The following is a 16,939-nucleotide window of genomic DNA, read 5'->3' on the forward strand; positions in this document are numbered from 1 at the left end:
TCTGTCTTTGGATGCAAAAAGGCGATTCGCCTTATCATCACGAGCTATTCTTGGATTACAACCAGGTCGTCACGGTGAATGACTTCTGACCCGTAATCGTAACCAAGAATGTCGCCAATATCTTTACTGTGCTTGCCTGCTATTTTTGCTAGGTCTTGGCTTGAGTAGCTAGCGATACCACGCGCCACTACCTTGCCTTTGCTGTCTGTGACTTGGGTAACTTCACCACGAGAGAATTCGCCTTTAACTCGAACAACCCCTTTTGCTAACAAGCTGCTGCCTTTGGTGTTAACGGCATTGACTGCGCCATCATCAACCACGATGTCACCAGCTGAAGCTGGGCCCGCTAAAATCCAGCGTTTACGGTTTTCAAGCGCTTCCGCTAAAGGTAAGAACCGCGTGCCTTGTGGGCTATCACTCAATGAGTCAAACACCACATTTTCAGCACTGCCTGCTGCAATGATCACTTCAATACCCGCACGACGAGCAATATCAGCTGCCTGCAGTTTTGTCGCCATGCCGCCGGTACCTAACGTAGTACCACTGCCGCCTGCGATCTTACGCAGTGTGTCATCAATGGTTTTTACTTCTTTTATGAGTTCAGCGTTTGGATCTTTGCGAGGGTCAGCCGTAAACAGGCCTTTTTGGTCGGTTAATAGCAAAAGCTTATCAGCGCCGCATAAAATACCAACCAGTGCCGACAAGTTATCGTTGTCGCCCACTTTAATTTCGTTGGTGGCTACTGCGTCGTTTTCGTTTACTACAGGAATAATATCATGTTCAACGAGTGCGTTGATCGTGTCACGTGCATTCAGAAAACGCTCGCGATCATCAAGATCAGCACGAGTCAGTAGCATTTGGCCAATCTTAAGGCCATAGATAGCAAACAAAGACTCCCAAACCTGAATCAACTGGCTTTGCCCAACTGCCGCAAGCAACTGTTTGCTCGCCATTGAGTTGGGAAGTGCGGGGTAACCAAGGTGTTCACGTCCCGCAGCAATTGCGCCAGACGAAACCATAACCACAGAGTGGCCTTGTTTTTTTAATTCAGCACACTGACGAACCAGCTCAACCATGTGAGCACGATCTAATGCCAATGTTCCACCAGTTAAGACACTGGTACCCAGTTTAACAACGACAGTTTTACGCTGTGTTGTTGTCCCGCTTTGATGATTTGTTGTCATGAAGTCTTTTATGGATAAAACAAATAAGAGGTGATGTTTTAGCAATCAACAGGGGAATTCACAAGTAGAAAAGGTGCGAAATCGCACCTTTTTGCTTTATAGAGAAGAGTAACCTTTAAAATCAGACGAATTCGACAGACTCTTCGTCTAATTGGATACTGATTTCAAACTTACTTTGAAGTTCATCAACCAGTTTTTGGTGGAAGGCTTCTTGAGTTCGAGACACCTCAGCGACCGCCTTTTTAGGCAATGATAAAGAATCCCAGTTGCCTTCAATGTTGTATTTACCGATGTTGTACTTCGCCGAATATCCCTCTTCCGACTTATCCAATTCCAACCACCAGCCCCAAAACTCACGTTCTTCTGGTGATTTTTTATCGTTCACACACACAGACAAGCAATCAAAAAGATAGTGGCCTTCTTCTGATTGCGGCTCCCTCAAATAAGGACCAATGGCCTTTAAAACGTTTAACAAGCGATAATGCGTTGGTTCTTGTGTCACTTCTGACATATTGAATCTCCGTTTTCAATGTTAAGAATGACGTTACTCAGACTGCAATACGTAGAAAGTACGCAGTTGGATTTTATAAATTCCCCCTGAGTATCAGGTACTTAATCTGTACACTTTTCATGCTTAACTAATTTAGGAGAAATGTCATCTAAATAATTCATCCTCAAGCCACTTTATCGCCAATTCGAGGGATTGCTCATAACCTTGTGTAATTGATTTAGCTTTGATTTTCTTCGCTTTACCGTAATCACTGTAAATAGCAACCAGTTGATTATCCATTGGCGGTGATACTGGGTCCCCTTCTAAGGCTAATGCCAAGATAGGAACTCGGGTTTTGCTGTTCGACAGCAGCCCTTGTACCTTAAGTGACCACGCCATCAACTGCCCAGAAAGACTGTTGATATCCACCGCACCTTTACCCAGGCGAGAAGCTAGCACGTCTAAGTGCATCTTCGGCATCTGCTTAAGTTTATCGGCATGAACAAAGATATCGTGGATAGGCGCACCAAGAGAGATACACGCTTTGATCTTCTGTTGTTCAACGAACGACAATCTCACCATGGCATTACCACCAAAGCGGAAGCCAAATAAGCCCACCTTGTGATGATCTACCCAAGGGATGTTTGGCAGTTCGTTCAATACCGCTTGGTGCAAGCACGAAGAATCTTCCGTTAACGGCCAATGAGAACTGTGACCAATCGATGGCATGTCTACCGTCAGCATCGCGATGTTCTTAGGCGCTAAGTAATCCCTAAACAAACGCCACATGTCTGTTTGTAAGCTATCCAAACCCGCACTCACGATAACAACCGGTTGAGGCTTATCTGTTTTCGCTAGATGCAAATTCGCTTTGATCTTCTTGTTTTGATACGGCACTTCAATCTGCTTAACGATCAGCTTGGTATGCTTAATCGCCTCCGAATAGGCCGCGTTCGCCAATACCTGAGCCTGAGCCGCCAAGTTATCGTTCTTAAGATGTGGGTAGCCCGCAATGCTGAAACACAAAGACGCCGAGAACAACTCTTCAGCCATCTCTTCACCGCTCTTTTCATTAGAACGGTTCTGGTGTTGCATACCTAACTTGGTCCACTCGTATGCCCAGTTGCCGCTGCGGTAGCCCATCACGGTATCCAACCACTCATCGGTTGTGCGTGAGTTGTCTGACGATGCGATTCGCGACAATACCGCCTCTTGCTCAATTGGGTTAACGCCTTGCCATACCCACTGAAGACGTCTTAGATTTCGATACCAAGATAAGTTTTGCTGCTCACGCTTCTCATCCAATAACGCTTCAGAGCTTGGCATGTATTGCGTCAACATTGAGGTCTCTTTGGCCTGCTTGTGCTTTACAAACAAGGTTTCCGAAAGGTTCGAGCTCGTTTCTTCTGATTCAGACATTGGGATACTTAATAAGAAATGGTTGTCACTAATCATATAAAAAAAAATGACCCTATAAAGGGTCATTTCTCAAAAAACTAAGTTTAGGCTTATTTTGACTTGCGATTTACTGGCTCAACGTAGCTTAGGCTTGTATCCCAAGGTTGCTCAATCCATGTATCTTGAGCGATATCTACGATGTACTCGTCTAGTAGGTGTGCGCCAGATGGTTTTGCACATACTGCGATCAGTTTCGCTTTCGGGTACATTTCGCGAAGCTTGCGTGCAGTGTCACCACTGTCCACTAGGTCTTCAACGATTAGGAAGCCTTCGCCGTCACCTTCAGGTGCTTTAACTACTGTCATATCACGTTGGTGATCGTGGTCGTAGCTAGAAATACAAATCGTATCTACGTGACGAATACCTAGCTCACGAGCCAAGATTGCACCAGGAACCAAACCACCACGGCTTACCGCCCAGATGCCTTTCCACTGCTCTGCTGGCATTTGCTTTTCAGCTAGTTGACGGCAGTAAGTCTGCATGTTGTCCCAAGTGATAACGAATTTGTTGCTCATAGTATAAAACCTAATAATTTTGTCATGTTATTAGAGGCTATGTCGTACATAGCCCCTTCAGCGATTAAGCAGAAATCTAGACGATTAAGCGAAAATGTATTTAAGAATAAAGATAGCCGACATTACCCACACAGCAGGTGAAACGTCGCGACCTTTACCACTTAGCAGCTTAATTGCAGCGTAAGCGATGAAACCTAGTGAGATACCCTCAGCGATAGAGTACGTCAGCGGCATTAGCAGACATGTTACCACGACTGGTGCAGCTTCCGTAAGATCACGCCAATCAATGCCAACTAGGCCAGACATCATCAGAATTGCTACATAGAAAAGCGCGCCTGATGTTGCGTAAGCCGGAATCATACCTGCAAGTGGCGAGAAGAAAAGAGCCAATAGGAATAAGATACCAACAACAACCGCTGTTAGACCTGTACGACCACCTTCAGCGACACCTGCAACACTCTCAACATAAGAAGTTGTGTTTGATGTACCTAGCAATGCACCAATAGACGTTGCTGTAGAATCAGCAAGCAGTGCTTTGTTTAGACGAGGTAGTTTACCGTCTTCTTTGATTAGGTTTGCTTTCGTTGCAACACCCACTAGCGTACCCGCAGTATCGAACAAATCGACGAACAAGAATGCGAATACTACTGAAATCATACCGATTTCAAATACAGCAGAGAAATCAAGCTGCATGAAGGTAGGAGCTAGGCTTGGTGGAGTAGACATGATGCCGCCGTATTGAACGTCACCAATAATAATACCAAGAGCCGTGATTGCTAGAATCGCAATCATTACTGCGCCTTTCACACCACGGTGAACAAGAGCAATCGTAAGGAAGAAGCCTAATGAACCTAGGATAGGAGCAATCGCAGTAATATCGCCCAGAGAGACTTTAGTTGCAGGGTTAGAAACCACGATGCCTGCATTGCTCAGTGCAATAAACGCTAGGAAAAGACCGATACCCGCAGAGATACCAACACGTAGAGACATAGGAATCGAGTTGATAATCCATTCACGGATCTTAAAGATACTTAAGAAAATGAAGATTACGCCTGATACGAAAACCGCTGCCAGAGCAACTTGCCACGTATACCCCATACCCATAACCACTGCGTAGGTAAAGAATGCGTTCAAACCCATACCTGGTGCTTGAGCGATTGGGTAGTTAGCAACAAAGCCCATGATGAAACAGCCGATAGCAGCCGCTAAACAGGTTGCTACAAATACAGCGCCATGGTCCATACCAGCATCAGCTAGAATCATTGGGTTTACAAAAATGATGTAAGCCATTGTTAGGAAGGTTGTTAGACCTGCGATGATTTCAGTGCGCACATTGGTGCCGTTTTCACTGAGTTTGAATAGCTTTTCGAACATTATCGAATCCTATAAGGGTAAAAAGTAAACGGTTGCGTAATCGATTGGCTGTGGATTATAAAGTTATCAAATAACAAATTCCAGATAGAATTAAGGCTCTAATCGATATTTATCAGAATGCCGTATGAAACAAAGCGATTAAAAACGAAGTATTCATAAAGAAATAACCATAATAAACAGTAAATTAAGACTAATAATCACAATGAGAAATCTTGGTTACTTTTTCGACCATCGGTTATTTTGATAGAGAATCTAGCCATTAAATTCTGAATTCAAACCCACAAGAGTTGTGTATTTTTCAACAGGATCAGTAATAAGGCGCAAATTGATATTTTGGCGTTTAAAAAACAACCACGCAGAACAGCAGGGAAAGTGACAAGATAAAGCGGTTTGGAAAAGTAGCAGGCAAAAAAAACGCCACTCAAAACTGAGTGGCGGTAGAATCTGTCAACCAAAAGGGCTGTAAAAGAATTCCAATATATAGGGGTGAACAAAACTGTTCGAGTTACATGCTTACGGTATTAGTAACCGAAGCTTGTAGGGTATGCAAAGTTGCTAGTGTAAACAGAGCTGTTAAGCCAGAACATTGCAGATGGTAAACCTTTCATAACTATCACCTTAATAAATCAATAAAAAACGAATTTGATTTCTCGGTTCCTTGGAGGCGATAAAACGGACTCATCCTTTGAGCATTTACTCTTCACTTCAGAAGTTGGTTATTAATATACCTCAAAGAAAAAAGATTACAAGTATTTTTTGCTTCAGGTCACACTTTTCGCCATTTATGGTTATTTTGCAAACTTAATTTTGTAATTAAATTACAAAACAGACTTAAACAAACGTTTGCTTGCACCACTTATAAGCATCAACACACTTATTCAAGATCAAATGAACAAGATGGCGTTCAAAATTTGAGGCATTTCAGGTTTAGAAGCGCTACTCGTCAAAACACTCTAGTGGTATGCTGTTGCCATCAAAACAGACCCATATTTTAGATTTTTGTTCTAAGTTTTCACCCATAAAAACCCTAAACATATGGTTATCAAATAAAAAAGGAGTCATCCGTGTCTGAATTCCATTCTGAGATCAGTAAATTATCCCCTGCCCCTATTTGGCAGTTCTTCGATAAGATTTGCTCAATCCCACACCCTTCAAAGCATGAAGAAGAGCTTGCTCAATACATTATTGCTTGGGCAACAGAGCAAGGCCTAGATGTACGTCGTGACCCAACGGGCAACGTATTCATCAAGAAGCCAGCAACGCCGGGTATGGAAAACAAAAAAGGTGTGGTGCTACAAGCTCACATCGATATGGTTCCACAAAAGAACGAAGACACCGTTCATGACTTCGCTAAAGATCCAATCCAACCATACATCGATGGTGAGTGGGTTACAGCAAAAGGCACAACGCTTGGTGCTGATAACGGCATGGGCATGGCTTCTTGTTTGGCAGTTCTTGCTTCAAACGAAATCAAGCACGGCCCTATCGAAGTTCTACTAACAGTAGACGAAGAAGCAGGCATGACAGGTGCTTTCGGTCTTGAAGCAGGTTGGTTAGAAGGTGACATTCTTCTTAACACCGATTCTGAGCAAGAAGGCGAAGTGTACATGGGTTGTGCTGGCGGTATCGACGGCGCAATGACATTTGATGTGGCACGTAACGCAATTCCTGCTGACTTCGTAACACGTAAGCTAACGCTAAAAGGCCTTAAAGGCGGTCACTCTGGTTGTGACATCCACACTGGTCGTGCAAACGCGAACAAACTGCTTGCTCGCTTCCTAGCGGGTCACGCGAAAGAGCTAGACCTACGCATCGTAGAATTCAAAGGTGGTAGCCTTCGTAACGCGATTCCTCGTGAAGGCTTCGTAACAGTTGCAGTACCTGCTGCAAACCAAGAGAAACTGGCTTCGCTATACAACTACTACACAGAGCTTCTTTCAACAGAGCTAGGTAAAGTAGAAGACAGCATTGTTACGTTCAACGAAGAAGCTTCGGTTAAAATGGGCGCTCTGGCTGCAGCTGACCAAGCTCGCTTTATCGCTGCACTAAACGCGGCGCCAAACGGCGTGATTCGTATGAGTGACGAGATCGAAGGTGTTGTTGAAACGTCTCTAAACGTTGGTGTTATCACTACAGAAGAGAACTCAATCACTGTACTTTGCCTGATTCGTTCTCTGATCGACTCTGGTCGTAAGCAAGTTGAAGGCATGCTGAACTCTGTTGCTGAACTAGCAGGCGCGAACATCGCGTTCTCTGGCGCTTACCCAGGTTGGAAGCCAGACGCTGATTCAGAAATCATGCACATCTTCCGCGACATGTACGAAGGTATCTACGGTCACAAGCCAAACATCATGGTTATCCATGCTGGTCTTGAGTGCGGTCTATTCAAAGAACCTTACCCGAACATGGATATGGTTTCTTTCGGCCCAACGATCAAGTTCCCTCACTCTCCAGATGAGAAAGTGAAGATCGACACCGTTGAGCTATTCTGGAACCAAATGGTTGCACTGCTTGAAGCAATCCCAGAAAAAGCTTAATTCGATAAGCTATGTTTGTTCAGTAAATCGTGCTTTTCAGTAAGCACCTTTTATTCGAGACAAAATAAAACAGGTATTCAATGAGTACCTGTTTTTGTATCTAAGCTTTGCGATCAACTAAGATATTAAGCGCGTGAAGCCGCGTAGCTTTCTAGCTCATCAATTGAAGTTTGTGCAACCACTTCGCCATCGATGAAGTAGGTCACCATCTCGCCATCGCGAACACCGATTAGCGTCGCTCGCTCACCAGATTGGTAAGTAATGTCCATTTGGATCGTGTTTTCATCAATCTGCTGCATTTGACCTTTCTCGATCACATCTGCACTCGTGATAGGACCAACAGGCGCTTCCGTTAAAGACGGATCCAACTGATGGTTGATGTCTAGGTAAGTGTCAGTCTTTGTATCAAAGATGTGTGGAGAACCAGTCAGTGGGTTGCTACCAGTCCAGAACTCTAGTGAGTTGAATACCAGGTAATCAGCAGCAACCGTTAGGCCGTAAACAGGTGCAAGTAGCATGTTCAAGCCACCACGTGCGTAACGGTTATCAACAGCCTTAATGTTGAACTTCATTAGGTAACCCGTTACTGCGTTACTACCAACACAGCCAGATAAAGCGACAGAAACCACCGCCAGTGCAACGACTTTTGAAATTGTTTTTTTCATTTTTATCTCGATATTTGAATTTGGCCGCCAAAAAATGGCGATGGATAATACCAAGCAAGCAAACAACAAATATCAGAGCTAAATCAATGTATTGTCAGGAAATTCACAATTTGAAACACCTTCTAATTCACCAAATCAAAAACTGAAACCAATTCTGAAGCCCCTTCATAAAAAACTTTTGTCGTGACCGTAAAGTGATTGATTCGTACTAAAAATCAACGATTGATACATTCCGTGTTAACGAATTATCACCATGTTGAGAACAACCTAAATGGCAAGACTAAAACCTAATCAACCATTCGAATTACTTGGTTATACTGTTCAGCCAGGACAACGAATGGAGATTGAACTGCAAGCAGCTCAGCTTTACACGCACTCTCCACTTTCGATCCCGATTGAAATCATTCACGGTCGCCAAGCGGGCCCAACACTGATGGTAAACGCGGCGATCCACGGCGACGAGCTAAACGGTGTTGAGATTGCTCGACAACTGACGAACGCTATCGATCCAAAGAAACTGAAAGGTACTTTGATTGTCGTGCCTATCGTTAACGTGTTCGGCTTCATCCATAAGTCTCGTTACCTACCAGACCGTCGCGACCTAAACCGTTGCTTCCCAGGTAGTGAGAAAGGATCACTAACATCGCGTATCGCTTACACTTTCTTCGAGAACGTGGCGAAGCACTGTGATTACATCTTGGATCTACACACGGGTGCGATTCACCGTACCAATCTGCCACAGATTCGTGCAAACCTATCGAACCCAGAAACAATGCGCATCGCGAAAGCATTCGCAACACCAGTGATCATTGATTCTCCACTGCGTGACGGTTCACTGCGTAGCGAAGCAGAAAAACTTGGTATTCCTGTATTAACTTACGAAGGTGGTGAAGCGCTGCGTTTCGATCATCTAGCGATTCGTGCTGGCTACTTGGGTATTCACCAAGTAATGAAAGAAATCGGCATGCTGCGCCCGAACCGTAAGAAGTTGCCAGAACCAGTATTGAGTAAATCAACCAGCTGGATCCGTGCGGAATCAGACGGCATCTTGCGTAATATGGTAAGACTGGGCGAACAAGTTGAAGCAGGACAAACTCTGGCTTACATCAGTTCTCCGCTAGGTCACCAAGAAGGGCAAGTGATCACAACCAAAGGTGGTATCGTGATTGGTCAGCAGACTCTGCCTTTGGTAAACGAAGGTGATGCTGTGTTCCACATCGCTTACTTCAAACAAGACGATGAAGAAGTGGGACAATCAGTAGAAAGCTACATTGAAGAAGTAGCAGAAGACGATTGGCTAACTGCGCTAAACAACTGATTAAAGTGCAAGAGATCGACGTTAAAAGCGACAAGCTAAAGCTAAAAACGTCGGTCTTAGGCAAAATAGAAACGAACTCCACAAACATCGAGTAGGGTGAGGCGTTACCGCCTCATCCCTCTCACAGAACCGTACGTACGGACCTCGTATACGGCTCATGCACACTTCCATTCAGCATATTGGCTGAACACATGCCCTGTCCTTATTGTTCCAAGATTTACCAACCCTTGGTCATTAAACCATTGATTTGGCATCGCATAGCTTGATAGGGGACTCGCTGCACTGACCCAACTTGTCATTGAGATATGTTGGAACGGCGGCTTATACCCTAACTGTTTTAACCTTCGGTGTAACCGTTGAGGCTTCTTCCAAAGTTTCAACTGGATACTACGAAGTCTTCTTCGTAGCCACCCTGCTAACCTTGAGAACTCTCTGCTGCTATTGGTGATCCTGAAGTATTGACTGAACCCTCTTAACACTGGGTTTAAAGTTTTTATGACTTGCTCAAGTGGCTTACCGCACCTCGCTTTGTCAGTCGCTTTAACTTTACTTTTGAACCCTTTCAGTTTCTTAGTTTGAATGCGGGTAAATTGACTCCCGATTTCTACACCTAAGAACTTCACGCCATCACGGCTGTGCGCTATATGTGATTTCGTCTGATTCACTGTGAGTTTAAGCTCTCCTTCTAGGATCTTCGTCGCTTGTGCAAGGGCATTCTCTGCTCCTGCCTTGCTACGACAAAAGATGAGTATGTCATCCGCATAACGAACGAGCCTATGGTCACGCTTTCGCATTTCCTGATCGAAACGCATCAAGGTAGATATTGGCAATCAAAGGACTGATAACACCACCTTGTGGACTTCCTAGCTCTGTCTCCTGCCAACTACCGTCTATCATCACGCCACTTTTCAGAAACTGTTTTATCAGCTCTAACACGCTGCTATCTGTGACTCGCCTTCTGATGCTCTTGAGGATCAACTCATGGTCGAGTTTGTCAAAGCACTTCGACAAGTCCATATCTACGACGTGCTGTAATCCGTATCGGCGGATAAACATCGTGGATTTGTTGATTGCATCGTGACAACTTCGATTCGGTCTATACCCAAAACTTGATGGGTGAAATTGCTCTTCGAAGATGGGGTGAGGATATCATTGAGTGCTTGTTGGACAACTCTGTCCCTAACGGTTGGGATCCCAAGCAATCGTACCCCTCCGTCTTCTTTGGGTATCTCTACTCGTTTGACTGGCTGAGGTTTGTATTGCTTGGTTTTGAGTTCAGAGAGGAGTTGATCGAGGTTATCACTCAGATTTTCGGCGTAGTCGCTCAGGCTCTGCTCATCTATTCCAGCCGCGCCTTTCGCTTTCTTTACCTTTTTAAACCCTTTATACAGCCTCTCTTTGTTGAGCAGATGACCATATAAACTGTAATAAACTCGCACTTTCTCTCCTTGGGTTGTGTGCTGTGTGGGGACAAGTGTTTCATGTCCAGTGTGGGTGTTATTTCTCTCTGCTATTCAGCCTTCTAGCTCAATGGCAATTTACTGAAGTGTGTCAGAGTTACTCCCCTATACGGTTTCTTAGCTCAGTATCTTGCTTCCACAATCAACCAAACTAGGAATACCCCGATAGCGATTCGGTTTGGGTATCACTGAAAAAAAACATCTGTTCATCACAGACTTAAAGTGTACTTCCTCCCTTCGCAGCACTGAGTGCTTTTGGCATTTCAGTGCTCCATCAGACTTGATGCTGATGGTCAGCTAAGTTTTCTCCTCCACACCATTACTGGGCTTCTCGGGCTTAGCCTTACTCACTACTACGGATTCATCTGCCACCTCGCACCAACACAGCTCTTAGCTTTCGCTTCGAGTTTGTGCTTCCAGACTTTTGGATGTGGTGTCAGGCTTCCCCAGTTACTGCACTGGCTCCCTGTTAACAATGCCACCCTCAAGCACAGCATAGGTCTGACTGAGTATAGGGCTTCGCGCTATTTCGGACGCTTACCCACCTATACTGCCGAAGCAGGTTTACTTGCGTTGTGTACTGTTAACTTCCTATCGCTTCCTTCAGACCCTGCCGTTAGCCAGCAACGCCCTTGCGATTCGGATTATCTTCCCCTCAGTCGGGGTGATTCAGGTTTCTTTCAACCTAACGGGTTTGCCAGCTTCGCTGGGCAAACGAAAAAGCCCCAATATAGGTGACTATATTGGGGCTTTTTTTAGGTTCATCGCGGATTAGCGGGAACTAAAAACAAAAAAACGGTAGTAAGTGATATGGTTTAGTCGCCAAACAAAAATCATACACAAACTACCGTTTTCATGCCGAATCATACTTTCCTATCTTCATTCTGGGAAGGCTTTAAAATAGTAAAGTCTCACCAGACAGCATCACTTGTTACACTAACTCTTAAACCTAATTCTGAGGCTAAATGCCTTTGCGGTCTTGAAGCTGAGGCTATCCATGAGTATCAATGGCGTCATGTGAAAGAGGCCATGTTGTTCAATGTTCCTGTTGAGCTTTCCGTTCAAACTCGAAGGATCAAGTGTCGTGACTGCGGCATAAAAACAGAGTTTCTATCTTGGTTAGAGCCTTATGCTCGTATAACGACGCGTCTAAAAAGCTATATAGAACAACTACTGCCTCTTCTTCCCATTAAGCATATCTCCCAGTTAACGAGCGTTCATTGGCACACCATTAAAGAGATAGATAAACGTCGACTTCGCCAAGTGGTACCGTCAGTGAAATGGGAAGGGCTAAGGCAACTCGTCATGGACGAGTTCGCCATCTTTAAAGGGCACCGATATGCCACAGTCATCGCTGATGCTAAGACTCACCAAGTCATTTGGATAGGGTTAGGTCGTAGCCGCAAGGACATACGACCGTTTTTCGAGCAGTTAGGCAAGCATGGTAACAATATCGAAGCGGTCGCAATGGACATGAATACGGCTTTTGACCTTGAAGTTCAAGCGCACTGCCCGAATGCAAAAATCGTTTACGACTTATTCCATGTTGTTGCTGTTTCGGTCGTGAGGTGATGGATAGAGTCAGAGTCGACCAAGCTAACAAACTCAAGCAGGATAAAAAGCGAGGCAATGGGTGAAGCGCTCACGCTGGGTACTGCTGAAAAACAGAGGTAATTTAAATGCACGACAAGATAGCTATCTTACTGAAATATTGAATATCAATAAGGACTTGATGGCCACTTATATACTCGGCTCACAACTCAAAGAGCTTTGGTACTGTAAATCAGAAGCACATGCTAAGGGGCTCTGGGAGGTATGGTGGGCACAAGTGCAAGAGAGTGGAATTAAGCCATTGAAAGAGTTTGCACGAAAACTGAGGCCTTATCTTCACGGTATTATTGCATCGGCAACTTATCCGCTCAACACCTGCACATTGGAAGGGATAAACAACAAAATAAAGTTAATCAAGCGAATGGGGTATGGATATCGAGATACAGACTACTTCTTCTTGAAGATAAAAGCGGCTTTCCCCGGAAAGCCGCGATGAACCTTTTTTTATAAGTCCCTTATCTTAAAATTAAGGGACCTATAAGTTAATCGTGCACCGAATTACTCAGCGTCTTCTTGCTCTTCTGCACGAGCTTTAGCGCGTGCTTCACGTGCTTGCTCAGCTTTAAGCTCTTTAGTGTGACGTAGTTCGTCACGCTCTTTACGCTGTTCTGATTTACGCTCGTTACGTTCAGCTTGGTTTGCGATGAAAGATGCTAGCTCTTTCTCTGCCCACTCTTGTGCAAGAGCTTCAGTTTCGAAACCAGACTCACGCTTAGATACTGTTGTGCTGCGAGACGTTACTTGACGAGTAATCTCTGCACACCAACCGTTGCGTTTTTCTGTAAGGCGGATATCAAATTTTTTGTTCTTAGACATGTTCTATTTTTTCCTAAGGGAGATCATTAAGGGATCGGTCAACTTTGATAACTCCATCTAAGTGAGCATCTTTTAACACCATCCCTTGGTAAGCGCGGTATTAGAGCACAAATCAATGAATATTGCTGCAAATATTTGCAGCGGATCACACTCCTATGCTGCAAATCGTTTGCGGCTCATTTCAATTCCTTGGCAAGCCTCTATTCACCACCAATTTAGGCACTGTTTTATCGACCACAATGAAATGAACTATGCTCAAACAGAGATAAATGAATCGCCTAAGGCTTCCTATTGATAGGCGATCACATCTCACCTACTCCGCCCATAATAAAAATAGCTAAGGAGTTGCTATGGATAGCTTCATCAAAAATTTACCGAAGGTTGAGCTGCACTTACACATAGAAGGCACATTAGAACCAGAGCTGATGTTCGAGCTCGCCAAGCGTAATAACGTGTCGATTCCCTTTGAAAACCCAGACCAAGTGCGAGACGCGTACCAATTCCACAATCTTCAGTCCTTTCTCGACATCTATTATCAAGGCGCAAACGTGCTGCTCCACCAGCAGGATTTCTACGATCTAACGTGGGCTTATCTATTAAAATGCCAACAAGATAACGTGGTTCACACTGAGATATTCTTCGACCCTCAGACTCACACCGAACGCGGCATCAGTTTTGATACGATTGTAGGCGGCATTACCCAAGCACTAGAGCAAGCCACACAGGAACTCGGGATCAGCAGCCAGCTGATCATGTGCTTTCTGCGTCACCTTGATGAAGACAGCGCGTTCGAGACACTCAAACAGGCCTTACCTTACAAAGACAAAATCATTGCGGTTGGGCTAGATTCATCCGAGCAAGGCAACCCGCCAGAAAAGTTTAAACATGTCTTCCAAGAAGCCATCAATCAAGGGTTTCTGACCGTCGCGCACGCCGGAGAAGAAGGCCCTGCACAAAACATTATCGATGCATTAAGTTTATTGAGCATCACACGAATTGACCATGGGGTTCGCTGTGTTGAAGATGAAGAACTGATGGAACAGTTAATAGCTAAACGCACGCCACTAACGGTCTGCCCGCTATCGAATACCAAACTCAAAGTCTTCGACACCATGCAAGACCACAACATTGTTGAACTGCTACGAAAAGGACTGTGTGTCACCATCAATTCCGATGACCCTGCTTACTTTGGTGGCTATATGAATGATAACTTCCTAGCTGTGGCCAATGCACACCCACTCACTCATCAAGAATTAGCGCAGTTCAGCATTAACGCCGTCGAGGCGAGCTTCATCTCCCCTCATGCCAAAGAAGACCTCATTACCCAGATACGCCAATACCTTGCAGCGAATAGTGAATAATTTATTGAAGTGACTACACTTTTCAACACGATCAAAAAAGGGAAGCTCAATGCTTCCCTTTGTTAATCAATAGGCTGAGATTAACTTAACCCGGATGACCATCTACTCTTGGGGTTAACAGCATCATGCCGAATTTCCGGATAAACAGACCAAACGCCAGAGTCCATAAACCCGCGCTGATGTTAACCATCTCAAACAGATAAGCAGGGAAGAAAGTCACACCTAAGCTACGAACTAGCGCGGCAATAAATATCGCTGAGAAAGCTAGTGCCATGCTTGGTTCTTTGTAAATCGCACGACCAGTATGCCCCATTGTCACACGGGTAATCATCGCAAGAATCAAACCGCTCAAGCCACCAATCGCAAACAGGTGCAACATGTTATGACTCGCAAATGGGTTATCTAACAAACCACGTAAAAACAAGCTTAGAGGAATACACAAGTAAGCCGCATGCAGAGACCACACCAACGGCTCAGATAACGTCGTCCAAGGCTTCCAACGGATAAAGCGGACCAACTGAGTCACGCCAGCAAACACCATTAACTCATTACCTACTTGAGCAAAGGTGAGTGGGAAGAAGCTCAGAACAAACAGCCCAACCAAAGGCAAGTTTGCCAACCATTCCAACCAAGCTAAAGGTTGCGCTTTCTCAAAGTCGAAACGACGAGCGGTAAAGAATGGAATCACTCGTCCGCCCATTACAGACAGCAATAACGTAAACCACCACAACATCGCTTGCCATACCGCTGACGATGGGAACGGAGGCATACCTTTAATGGTCGCGTAGCTAGCAAAGTTCGCCACGATAGCCAATATAAACAGCGGCACGAAGAATAGGTTCTTCCAACCTTTCGACTTCACGACACGGAAACCAATCTCGTAAGCCGCGAAGATTAAGAACAGCGCTTCAATCGAAGAGATCAACCACAGCGGAGCCGGTGTCCAAAACAGAATACGAGGTGCCAACCACAAACCAACTAACACCGCTAATCGATAGTGTTTGGTGCCATTGACCCCTGTCCAAGTTTGCACGGCAGTGAGCACAAAGCCGACAACAATCGCCATCGAAAAACCAAACAGCATCTCATGCACGTGCCACCACAATGCGGGAACGTTTAAAATCTCTGGCTGACCGTTTTGGAACATGATGACCCAAGCCACAATCGCAATCACGGCATAGAGACTGCCGAAAAAGAAGAAAGGTCGAAAGCCTAAACGCAGGTAGGCTGGAATCGCGTCTTCTACACTTTTATCTGTGATATTTAACAAACTCGCTCCTAATTCTCAGATAAGCGGCCAAGGTATTACCTAAGCCAAATTTGGTGTGCATCAAATTCGATGCAATATGCAAATCACACTGCATGAAACGCGCCAATTAGATAAAGCCAGTAAAAACAGCCACTCACGAGATTCACTAGCCAATAAACAGGTCAAAAAAACACAACCAAAAGAGTCATAAAGACATATAGGTGTGTAAATAGAAACTTGCTGACTTTTGCTACCTCGCCACATATAGTAAGACTAGTCTCAAATACAGAAGAACAGACAAGGAACGCGATGTATATTTTTGGTTATGGCAGCTTGATCAACTCATCTTCACGTCAACTTACCGGTCAAACGGGTCAAGCAATCCCAGCGATTGTTCATGGCTTAGTGCGCCATTGGAGTAAGATCGATGACAGTTACGTGTTATCCCCTTTGATCGTCAATCTTGGTGAAGGGCAAGTGAATGGTGTTTTGCTTGAAGTGGATGATGTTTCATTGGCTGAGTTTGATCGTCGTGAACGTGGTTATCACCGTATCGAATTAAAAGCCGATCAAATAGAGAGCCAAACTGACTTTAAAACGGATCAATCGATCTGGGTATACATCAAAGACGAGATTCAAGCGCCTTGTGAGAACAGCCCTATCGTTCAAACCTATGTCGATACCGTCATGGCAGGATGTTTAGAAGTGTCTGAAAGCTTTGCCGCGCACTTTGTGAAACACACACAAGGCTGGCACCACCCATTAGAAAATGATCGCCACCAGCCAAAATACGGCAATCTTGCTGGGGTGTCTGATCACCACCACAGTGTGATTGATGGTTTGATATTGAGTGTTCGTAGTTAGTCTTTGAGGGTTTTGGAGCTTTGAGAACAGAGAAGTC

At 44.7% G+C, this 16,939-nt stretch carries 12 protein-coding genes and 2 pseudogenes; 5 read left to right on the forward strand and 9 right to left on the reverse strand.

The features are described 5' to 3' along the window. Positions 1 to 44: 44 nt before the first annotated feature. The 5 genes from proB to ITG10_RS04140 all read right to left on the reverse strand — a co-directional run bounded on the left by proB (position 45) and on the right by ITG10_RS04140 (position 5,021). Positions 45 to 1,229: a glutamate 5-kinase gene (gene proB / locus ITG10_RS04120; RefSeq protein WP_206598123.1), complete on the reverse strand. Its 1,185-nt coding sequence runs from the start codon at positions 1,227 to 1,229 to the stop codon at positions 45 to 47. Between the two features lie 76 nt (positions 1,230 to 1,305). Then, positions 1,306 to 1,695, reverse strand: coding sequence for a sigma factor-binding protein Crl (gene crl, locus ITG10_RS04125; RefSeq protein ID WP_017633420.1), 390 nt, complete (start codon positions 1,693 to 1,695; stop codon positions 1,306 to 1,308). Between the two features lie 144 nt (positions 1,696 to 1,839). Next, entirely contained in the window at positions 1,840 to 3,093 is a 1,254-nt protein-coding gene (frsA, locus tag ITG10_RS04130; protein ID WP_017633421.1) for an esterase FrsA, read from the reverse strand. A gap of 89 nt (positions 3,094 to 3,182) precedes the next feature. After that, positions 3,183 to 3,647 carry an oxytetracycline resistance phosphoribosyltransferase domain-containing protein Tet(34) gene (gene tet(34), locus ITG10_RS04135; RefSeq protein ID WP_004741499.1) on the reverse strand — a complete coding sequence of 155 codons (465 nt, stop codon included), beginning with the start codon at positions 3,645 to 3,647 and terminating at the stop codon, positions 3,183 to 3,185. Between the two features lie 84 nt (positions 3,648 to 3,731). Beyond that, positions 3,732 to 5,021, reverse strand: a complete 1,290-nt coding sequence (locus tag ITG10_RS04140) for an NCS2 family permease (protein WP_017633422.1) — start codon at positions 5,019 to 5,021, stop codon at positions 3,732 to 3,734. 1,064 nt (positions 5,022 to 6,085) lie between these two features. On the opposite strand from ITG10_RS04140, the gene ITG10_RS04145 reads away from it, so the two are divergent. Beyond that, positions 6,086 to 7,558 carry an aminoacyl-histidine dipeptidase gene (locus tag ITG10_RS04145; protein ID WP_017633423.1) on the forward strand — a complete coding sequence of 491 codons (1,473 nt, stop codon included), beginning with the start codon at positions 6,086 to 6,088 and terminating at the stop codon, positions 7,556 to 7,558. 125 nt (positions 7,559 to 7,683) lie between these two features. Here ITG10_RS04145 and ITG10_RS04150 read toward each other — a convergent pair whose 3' ends face one another. After that, positions 7,684 to 8,223, reverse strand: coding sequence for a DUF3332 domain-containing protein (locus ITG10_RS04150; protein WP_017633424.1), 540 nt, complete (start codon positions 8,221 to 8,223; stop codon positions 7,684 to 7,686). A gap of 271 nt (positions 8,224 to 8,494) precedes the next feature. Between ITG10_RS04150 and ITG10_RS04155 the strand changes: the two genes are divergently transcribed. Continuing rightward, positions 8,495 to 9,541 (forward strand): succinylglutamate desuccinylase/aspartoacylase family protein, encoded by a 1,047-nt coding sequence (locus ITG10_RS04155; protein ID WP_017633425.1) that lies wholly within the window; start codon positions 8,495 to 8,497, stop codon positions 9,539 to 9,541. A 155-nt stretch (positions 9,542 to 9,696) separates the two neighbouring features. Here ITG10_RS04155 and ltrA read toward each other — a convergent pair. Next, positions 9,697 to 10,980, reverse strand: a pseudogene (gene ltrA, locus ITG10_RS04160) (group II intron reverse transcriptase/maturase). A gap of 876 nt (positions 10,981 to 11,856) precedes the next feature. Here ltrA and ITG10_RS04165 point away from each other — a divergent pair. Further along, positions 11,857 to 13,048: pseudogene (locus ITG10_RS04165) on the forward strand (ISL3 family transposase). A gap of 62 nt (positions 13,049 to 13,110) precedes the next feature. On the opposite strand, the gene ITG10_RS04170 reads toward ITG10_RS04165, so the two are convergent. Next, complete coding sequence (locus ITG10_RS04170; protein ID WP_017056240.1) at positions 13,111 to 13,428, reverse strand: DUF3622 domain-containing protein; 318 nt, start codon at positions 13,426 to 13,428, stop codon at positions 13,111 to 13,113. A gap of 350 nt (positions 13,429 to 13,778) precedes the next feature. Here ITG10_RS04170 and ITG10_RS04175 point away from each other — a divergent pair, with 350 nt between their 5' ends. After that, the gene (locus tag ITG10_RS04175) at positions 13,779 to 14,789 is read left to right on the forward strand and encodes an adenosine deaminase (RefSeq protein ID WP_017631186.1); all 1,011 of its coding nucleotides are present in this window, start codon (positions 13,779 to 13,781) and stop codon (positions 14,787 to 14,789) included. An 85-nt stretch (positions 14,790 to 14,874) separates the two neighbouring features. Here ITG10_RS04175 and ITG10_RS04180 read toward each other — a convergent pair whose 3' ends face one another. Next, a complete protein-coding gene (locus tag ITG10_RS04180) occupies positions 14,875 to 16,059 on the reverse strand; it encodes an NnrS family protein (RefSeq protein ID WP_017631187.1) in 1,185 nt (394 codons plus the stop codon). A gap of 288 nt (positions 16,060 to 16,347) precedes the next feature. Here ITG10_RS04180 and ITG10_RS04185 point away from each other — a divergent pair, with 288 nt between their 5' ends. Then, entirely contained in the window at positions 16,348 to 16,902 is a 555-nt protein-coding gene (locus ITG10_RS04185) for a gamma-glutamylcyclotransferase family protein (RefSeq protein ID WP_017631188.1), read from the forward strand. Positions 16,903 to 16,939 lie beyond the last annotated feature (37 nt).

The sequence above is a fragment of the Vibrio sp. ED004 genome, from assembly GCF_023206395.1.
Lineage (GTDB): Bacteria > Pseudomonadota > Gammaproteobacteria > Enterobacterales > Vibrionaceae > Vibrio.

Coding starts and splice junctions, on each gene's coding strand:
- crl (WP_017633420.1), bottom strand. CDS start 1,695: ATGTCAGAAGTGACACAAGAACCAACGCATTATCGCTTGTTAAACGTT.
- frsA (WP_017633421.1), bottom strand. CDS start 3,093: ATGTCTGAATCAGAAGAAACGAGCTCGAACCTTTCGGAAACCTTGTTT.
- ITG10_RS04140 (WP_017633422.1), bottom strand. CDS start 5,021: ATGTTCGAAAAGCTATTCAAACTCAGTGAAAACGGCACCAATGTGCGC.
- ITG10_RS04150 (WP_017633424.1), bottom strand. CDS start 8,223: ATGAAAAAAACAATTTCAAAAGTCGTTGCACTGGCGGTGGTTTCTGTC.
- ITG10_RS04155 (WP_017633425.1), top strand. CDS start 8,495: ATGGCAAGACTAAAACCTAATCAACCATTCGAATTACTTGGTTATACT.
- ITG10_RS04170 (WP_017056240.1), bottom strand. CDS start 13,428: ATGTCTAAGAACAAAAAATTTGATATCCGCCTTACAGAAAAACGCAAC.
- ITG10_RS04175 (WP_017631186.1), top strand. CDS start 13,779: ATGGATAGCTTCATCAAAAATTTACCGAAGGTTGAGCTGCACTTACAC.
- ITG10_RS04185 (WP_017631188.1), top strand. CDS start 16,348: ATGTATATTTTTGGTTATGGCAGCTTGATCAACTCATCTTCACGTCAA.